Consider the following 5,561-nt stretch of genomic DNA (forward strand, 5'->3'; position numbering starts at 1 on the left):
TGCCATCGGGAACCAGCCCCCGGCCTCACGCCTCCACGCAGGCGTCACCAACGTCATGAGCCAGAACACCTAGGCGCCCGAACCCTTGAGTCCCGCCTCGATCACAGCGTCGGTGCTGTCGACCGCCGTTTGCGGGGCGTCGTGGCTGGTCGCATCTGCGTCCGGCGCGCCAACCACCACGGATCCCTCAAGAGCCTCACGTTCGCTCTCCTTGAGAGCCTCGTGCTTACCCTTTTCGCTCACAGGTCCTCCTCCATGTCGTTTCTCACCTCGTTGTGTCAAACGCACCTGCACTTCTTCGACCACCGCTATCGAGAGGCGCGCCCTCGATGCAGACGTAGTGAAGCTCGGTGGGGACCCATCACCACCGGGCCTCGGCCAGATGTCATCGGGGTCACCTACGTCGAGCAGGCCGAGACCATCGGAGCCCGTCGAACTCCAGCCACCGGGCCCGGGAAAACCGTCTTGGTCAACCGGCCAGCAGTCTGGGACGCAAAGCCTCACAAATCTGCCTACGCAAATGTCGTGGACGATGGGGCGGGTTCCGTCGTGCTTGGCGGCGGCAGCGTCTGGTCTTCCTCAGGTGAAGATGCTCACTCCGCCCGGACCGACGAGCAGCCCGACGACGATGAGGACTGCGCCCCATACGAGTTGTTTCCTTACAATCGCGACGATCCCGGAAATGACCAGAATGACGGCGAGGATCCACAGTAGCGTGACCACGGAGCAACCTTCCATTGTTCTACGGTGTGCCCCCTGTCCAAGTAACATACCGCGCATCAAGTCATATCCAAAATACGGTCAAGATCTCCCACCATCGGCCCACCGCACGGCGAAGCCCTCTTCAAATCCCCTGAGATCAATGCGGTGTCCGCCGCACGTAGGCACCCGATCTGCGGATTCTCGGCCAAAAGACGGGTGGTCCGGTCTCGAACATGAACGGCGTCAACGGCCGAGTCCGGCTGTCGCAGGGAGTCTTGAGCCCGATGATCGCTACGCCGGGGAAGCGGTCGGGCTCGAGGCATGCCGAAGGGGTTGCGGTGCGGGATCCGAGCCTGCAGCAAGGGTCTCGCCGCCACGACCTACCAACACGAAGGCGAAGGGTTGCGGGGAAGGGCACCGGCAGCTATCTCCTGACTCGGGGTGTTTCCTCGGTCGGTTGACAGCGTCATAAGTGTCGCCCCCGAGGCTGAGTCAACGTCGGGTCACGGCAACGAACGAGCCGGTCAGATGCTGTGTTCGACGAACCCGCAACGCAAGTGCCGTGCCATCCACGTGCCACCCGCCCTCATCGGGCAAAGGTTGTGATTGGGGCGAATCGAGTCCGTGTCCTTACGATCGGGTCCCCAGCGAAGGAGCACATCCTCGTGTCGGACGAGATCCGCGAAGACCCTCAGCACGAGACCGACCGCGCGCCCAAGCTGCCGTGGCACCCGATCGGCGCGGTCGAACCACCCGGTGGAACTGATGCCGAGAAGATCGACGCCGACGGACTCGAGGAGCCTGCCGTCGTTGCGGGACTGACGAACCCTGATCCGGGTCTGGCCACCGACGACGAGAGGATCGAGGCTGACGGCCTTGAGCGGCCCGCGTCCGTCGCGGGTCTGACGAACCAGGACGACGGCCTGGCCACTGACGCCCAAAAGATCGAGGCCGACGGCCTCGGCTAGTGTCCAGCCTGCGGACAGGTCAGCATTTCGCTGCCTTGGAGTTGGTGCCGAACCAGGGACGAGCGAAGTGCCCTGATCTTTCCTGCTGCAAGCGCTTTCTTTCGCTCGATCGCCGAGCCCGGCCGTCGTTGTGACGAGTGGGAATCTCATGACCGCTTCAGGGTTCATCACCGCCGTCGTCATCGTTGTAGTTGTCGGTGCGCCGGGGCGCTTGTTCGCAACCGGAAAGCAGATCTCTTCCATCCTCGCCACGATCGTCATCGGAGTATTCGCGGCGATCCTGGGTCCGGTCTTGGCGAGCGCCTTGTCCTCTGCGGACACCACCGGGATCGACTGGATCGAGTTCTTGTTCCAGGTCGTCCTCGCCGTCGTCGGCGTCACGCTGGCCGCGCGGACCCTCGGTGGCCGTCGTGGTTGAGCCTTCGACTCCGGTGCCCGGCGGTCGCGGCGGCCGGGCGCGTGTCGTGCGCGTCGCGCACCAGGCGGTGCGGCACGCCCGCGTACAGCTCGCCCTCAAGGGCGCGTTCGCAGCGGCCATGGCGTGGTTCGTGGCCGCCCGGCTCCTGCCCGACGACGTCGCGACCTACGCCTACTACGCACCGTTGGGTGCGGTCATCGCGATCCACCCGACGGTGCACCGATCGGCCACGGAGGCGGGACGCAACGTGGCGGGCATCGTCATCGGCGCCGTCATCGCGCTGGTCACCGAGGCTTTGCTCGGCGTGAGCGTCCTGACGGTCGCGCTGGTGGTCGCGGTGGGGATCCTCGTGGGCGGGATGCGATGGCTCGGCTCCCAGAGCGGATGGGTGCCCACCGCTGCGCTGCTCACACTGGTGGTGGGCAGCCACGACCAGCAGGACTACGTGCTCGCATACGCGGGCCTGACGCTGATGGGCGCGGTCCTCGCCGTGATGGTGAACCTGCTTCTGCCTTCCCTGCCGATGGTGCGCTCCGCACGCTCCCTCACCGACCTGCGCGACACCCTCGCCGGTGAGCTCGACGCGCTCGCTGACCACTACTGCCCGCCTGCCGACTCGGCCGCGCGCGCCGAGCGATCGAGCCGGCGGCACCTGGATCACCTGCTGGGGGAGATGCAATCCGCGGTACGCGAATCCGGTGAGGCGGCCGACGCGAACCGCCGCGCACGCACCCAGCGCGAAACGCTGAGAGGCCTGCACCGCCAGGCTCAGGCACTGGAGCAGCTCGGGTTCCTCGTCCAGGACCTCGGCCTGCTCCTCGATGATCACGACTCCGGCGGCCGCTCTCTCGGGTCGGCCCCACAGGTGCGGGCCCCGCGGCCCAGGCGCTGCGCGCCCTGGCCGACGCCGTTCGGCCGTTGTCGCCGGCAGGTCCGACCAGGACCTCACCGCCGCGGCCGCCGACGCCGTCGACCACCTCGCCACCACGCTCCGGGAACACCCGCCCGACGCCGACTCCCAGCCGGACCTCTTGGTCACCGGCACCGTGGTGACCGCCCTTCGCCGGTCGATCACCGTCATCCGCCGCAGCGACGAGGACGGAGCGCAACACGCCTGACCCACAGTCCCTGAACTCCACCAACGCACAATCGAGAAAGCGGTTAGCGCGTGTCGGAACCGGCAGCAGGCACGGCAGCGGACCTTGTCCTCGGTGGGCGGTACCGCCTGGGTGAGCCGATCGGACAAGGCGCGATCGGAACCGTCCATCGAGCTCACGACGAGTCGTTGGGTCGGGATGTCGCGGTCAAGATCCTGGCGAGACCGACCGCGCGGGCGCGTGAGGTGCGCGCGGACGACGAAGAGGTCCGACTCCTCACCCACCTGAACCACCACAACCTCGTAACTCTCCTGGATGCCGGCACCGACCTGTCGGACCCGGATCGCCCGCAGGTCTACCTGGTCATGGAACTCATCGACGGACCCGACCTGAAGAGCCGGCTCGTCGACGGGGCGATGACCCTGCGCGACGTCGCCCAGATCGGCGTCGACCTCGCCGAAGGTCTCGACTACGTCCACGATCACGGCGTGATCCACCGCGACGTCAAACCGGCGAACATCATGATGTTCGACTACTCCAACGACACCGACCGGGTGCGGGCCAAGCTCACCGACTTCGGTATCGCGACGGTGATGGAAGCCCCGTTGATCGGCGACGGTGCCGATGACGGGAGTTTCGCCGGAACCGCGGCCTATGTCAGCCCCGAGCAGGCTATGGGGAAGCCGATTGGACCACCGAGCGACATCTACTCCCTCGGCCTGGTCCTGCTGGAGTGCCTGACGGGGACTTTGGCCTACCCCGGACCACCCCTGCAGGCCGCGCTCGCTCGCCTGATGCACGCCCCGGAGCTTCCCCCGGGTCTCGATCCGCAGTGGACCCGACTGCTCGAGGCGATGACCGCCACCGACCCCGCCGCTCGCCCCACAGCAACGGTGTCGTGGTAAGCCTCGTGTTGCAGCGCCGATCGGATTTGGATCCGGCGGCGCGCCACGAGCCGTTCCACTCCATCGACGCCGATGTGCCTATCGGAATCGAGCTGTCGGACGGTTCGGTCGCGACGTCGAGCTACGGCCGGTCGTTCTTGAACGCGGAGTCGACAGATCTCGCGGGACCGCTTCTCCAGCCGCAAGGTGGTGGCGGCGGCGACCGAGAGTACGAGATGTCCTACTGGTTGACGCCGCTGCCGCCACCCGGGGATCTTGTCGTTATGGTGGCTTCTGTTCCGTTGGACCTTCCCGAGGGCAGTGTTGTCGTGCCGGCACACGCCCTCGCCGAGGCGGCCGATCGCCATCGGACCCTGTGGCCGCGGGAACCGGACCGACCACACGGACCGAGGGCTGAGCGTCGACCTGAAGTGCCGAGCGGCGGATGGTTTGCACGCGTGCTCGGCCCTGGGCAGACCAGGGAGGCCAACTGGTTCTGAAAGTGGTCTCGGAACTGAAGCTGAGATTGCGATGCCTCGGCGACAACTATGCGGCGCGGGCGGTCACAAGCCCGGATCCAGGACGTGGCGAGCGTGGTCGACAACACGGCGCAGCAGGGCGCCGTGCACGCAAGCATTGTCGACGAACGTTCGCCGCATGGTTGCCCCGGGACAGGACCTGGCCACGGGGCCCTCGATATCTCTTTCGACCTCGAGCTCACCGATGGCACACGGGCCGCAAGAACGTGCCCCGCACCGAACGACGACGCACCCCAGTGATGGAGTACCGCTTCGTCAACTCCTCGGTGGCGCGCTGAGAGACCTCCTCCTGCGGGTCGGCGCCCGAGCGGACGAAGCGCGGCATGACCGCGCGTCGAGGATGGCTGGACGGTATGAGTGTGATGGCGCGAAGTCGAGCTCTCTCTTGGCCGATGCCGACCGCCCGACGTGTAACGCTTCGGTCGAGCAGAAGCAAGAGGAGACATGAGCACTGCATCGGTGCCCGACCTCTCCGGCCTCTGCGCCGAGATCGGGCACGACCCCGACGCCTTCGAGGCGGTCTATCGTGCGCGACGTCGAACGATTCGTCGCGCGCAGGGTCCGTGACCCCTTCGTTGTCGCCGACCTGACGGCTGACGTGTTAGTTCGCACCATAGAGTCTGCCGCCACTTACCGTCCCGAAGTTGGCAGGCCCGTGGCGTGGTTCTTTGGGATCGCCCGGCACGTGGTAGCGGCGCACCATCGCTCGGTCGGGCGGGAGCTGGCGGCGATGCGTCGGGTCGACGCCCGCGCGCTCGTCGACGCCGACGCGTATGAGCGGTTACAGGAGCAGATCGACGCCACGGCCAGGGCTCGGGCGATGCACAAGGGCTTGGTGGCGCTTCCAGATGCCCTGCGTGACGTCGTTGAGCTGGTGGGACTGCCCCGGGTTTGGTTGACTCGCGGGGTTGAGTGGTTCAGGCCGCGAGAGCGACTTGATGGAGTGTCTCGTA

Annotated in this window: 8 protein-coding genes; 6 read left to right on the top strand and 2 right to left on the bottom strand. The window is 66.7% G+C overall.

Translation table 11 applies throughout. The features are described from left to right. Positions 1 to 69: 69 nt before the first annotated feature. Both EUA98_RS19955 and EUA98_RS19960 read right to left on the bottom strand, forming a co-directional pair. Entirely contained in the window at positions 70 to 243 is a 174-nt protein-coding gene (locus EUA98_RS19955) for a hypothetical protein (RefSeq protein ID WP_165372920.1), read from the bottom strand. Between the two features lie 336 nt (positions 244 to 579). Next, on the bottom strand, positions 580 to 723 hold the full coding sequence (locus EUA98_RS19960) for a GPGG-motif small membrane protein (protein ID WP_165372921.1): 144 nt from the start codon (positions 721 to 723) through the stop codon (positions 580 to 582). Between the two features lie 644 nt (positions 724 to 1,367). Between EUA98_RS19960 and EUA98_RS19155 the strand changes: the two genes are divergently transcribed. The 6 genes from EUA98_RS19155 to EUA98_RS19180 form a co-directional block, all read left to right on the top strand. Then, complete coding sequence (locus tag EUA98_RS19155; protein ID WP_130104280.1) at positions 1,368 to 1,670, top strand: hypothetical protein; 303 nt, start codon at positions 1,368 to 1,370, stop codon at positions 1,668 to 1,670. A 148-nt stretch (positions 1,671 to 1,818) separates the two neighbouring features. Next, positions 1,819 to 2,088, top strand: coding sequence for a GlsB/YeaQ/YmgE family stress response membrane protein (locus tag EUA98_RS19160; RefSeq protein ID WP_130104281.1), 270 nt, complete (start codon positions 1,819 to 1,821; stop codon positions 2,086 to 2,088). Then, entirely contained in the window at positions 2,081 to 3,220 is a 1,140-nt protein-coding gene (locus EUA98_RS19165; RefSeq protein WP_130104282.1) for an FUSC family protein, read from the top strand. Before EUA98_RS19160 ends, EUA98_RS19165 begins: the two co-directional genes overlap by 8 nt. Positions 3,221 to 3,256: 36 nt before the next feature. Then, a complete protein-coding gene (locus tag EUA98_RS19170; RefSeq protein ID WP_130104283.1) occupies positions 3,257 to 4,090 on the top strand; it encodes a serine/threonine-protein kinase in 834 nt (277 codons plus the stop codon). After that, positions 4,084 to 4,569, top strand: a complete 486-nt coding sequence (locus tag EUA98_RS19175; protein ID WP_130104284.1) for a hypothetical protein — start codon at positions 4,084 to 4,086, stop codon at positions 4,567 to 4,569. Before EUA98_RS19170 ends, EUA98_RS19175 begins: the two co-directional genes overlap by 7 nt. A gap of 565 nt (positions 4,570 to 5,134) precedes the next feature. Next, positions 5,135 to 5,561: RNA polymerase sigma factor (locus EUA98_RS19180; protein WP_130104285.1), on the top strand; the 427-nt coding region annotated here is incomplete at its 3' end.

This window comes from Pengzhenrongella frigida, assembly GCF_004168625.1.
GTDB lineage: Bacteria > Actinomycetota > Actinomycetes > Actinomycetales > Cellulomonadaceae > Pengzhenrongella > Pengzhenrongella frigida.

What these genes read in the sequence shown, in the direction of transcription:
- EUA98_RS19160 (WP_130104281.1), top strand. Translation starts at nt 1,819, where the DNA reads ATGACCGCTTCAGGGTTCATCACCGCCGTCGTCATCGTTGTAGTTGTC.